1 pseudogene is annotated in these 1433 nt (G+C 42.9%); it reads right to left on the bottom strand.

The window, feature by feature from the left end:
• A pseudogene (locus F6K53_RS42320) lies at nt 1–1327 on the bottom strand (SDR family NAD(P)-dependent oxidoreductase); the annotation flags it as partial.
• Nucleotides 1328–1433 lie beyond the last annotated feature (106 nt).

The raw sequence follows: 1433 nt of genomic DNA, 5'->3' as shown, positions 1-1433 counted from the left end.
CTGCATGAATAACCCCCTTGAGTGTAGGTAAAGATATCTGAATTTCTTCAATAATTTGAGCTACGTCTTGTTCAACAGAGATATCCCCTAACAAAACCCTAACTTGAGCACCTGCCTGTTCTAGTTATTCTGTGATTTCTTGTACTGTTTCTGATGGAGCACTACGCCCAGTTAACACAATATTTCTGGCTCCCTTTTCTACTAGCCATTGGGCTGTATGTAACCCTAAAGCTCCCAGTCCTCCAGTAATCAAGTAAGTAGCATCAGATGATAATGATAGTGGTTGCTCGGATGATTGAGGAGATTGCTGCACTAAACGAGCTACATAGGTTTGTTCTCCTCGTAGGGCTAGATAGTCTTCTTCTGAGTTGTTTACTAACAGTTGCAGTAGCTTTTCTACTTCCTCTTCTGGTGTTTGCGGCTCTAAATCTACCAGTCCTCCCCACAGTTGCGGATGTTCCAGTGACACTACTCTACCTAATCCCCACAAGGGTGAGGCAGCTACTGTTAGTTTCTCCGTGTTAGATAATACTGACTGAGCGCCCCTGGTGACTAGCCATAGTTGAGGAACATTGGTAGTTTTGAGCACACTTTGTAATAGGTGCAAGACACTACCACATCCCCACAGTTGAGTTTGCTCTAAGCTGTCAAGGGTTAAATCTTCTGTAGCTGGAGCATCTAAACTCCACAAATGAATTACCTTTGATAAGGACAGTTGACTGGTTTCTAGAATGGCTTTTTGGAGTTGTTCAAATTCTTCAGGAGCAGAGGGATTGAGTTGATATCTTCCTGCAGCTAGTTGTTGATAGTTGTCTGCTCGATGAACTAGGCTGCATTCATGTCCTTGCTCTTGCAATGTTTGGGCTAATTTTTCCGCGACCCCCGTATTATCGGCAAAAATCAACCAATGACTCGGTTTGATGCTTGTTTGGGACTGAGTCTGAAGCAAAGGTTGCCACTGTAGTTGATAGAACCAATCTTTAATCGTTGCTGCTGCTAATTGTTGCTGATGTTGTTTAGCTAGTACTTCTAATATTTCGGGTAAAAGTTTAAGCTGCTCTGGTGAAAACTTTGCTGCTTGTTCCAGTTGTTGCGCTAGGGTTGCCGTTTCTCCTTGACTTAGCAGGTTAACGATCGCGGTATTACTATTTTCTGATGTCCAAGAACTATGCTGGTGATTTCCGTTTACTTTGGTTTCTACCCAATACCGTTCTCGTTGGAAGGGATATGTCGGTAATGCTACCTTCTGACGAGCATAATCTTTGTCAAATCCAAGCCAATCTATTTTGACTCCCTGTACATATAACTGTCCTAAACTAGAAAGCATCTGCTGCCATTCTTCTACTCCTGGACGTAATGATGGTAACCAGACACCTACCTCTTCTGGTAAACTTTGAAGATCGGAAGAGTTGAAGTCAGCGTCTGAAAAGAGT

Source organism: Moorena sp. SIO4A1, assembly GCF_010672065.1.
Classification (GTDB): domain Bacteria; phylum Cyanobacteriota; class Cyanobacteriia; order Cyanobacteriales; family Coleofasciculaceae; genus Moorena.
The sequence above is the reverse complement of the archived record's forward strand: the minus strand, read 5'-3'. Positions and strand labels throughout refer to the sequence as shown.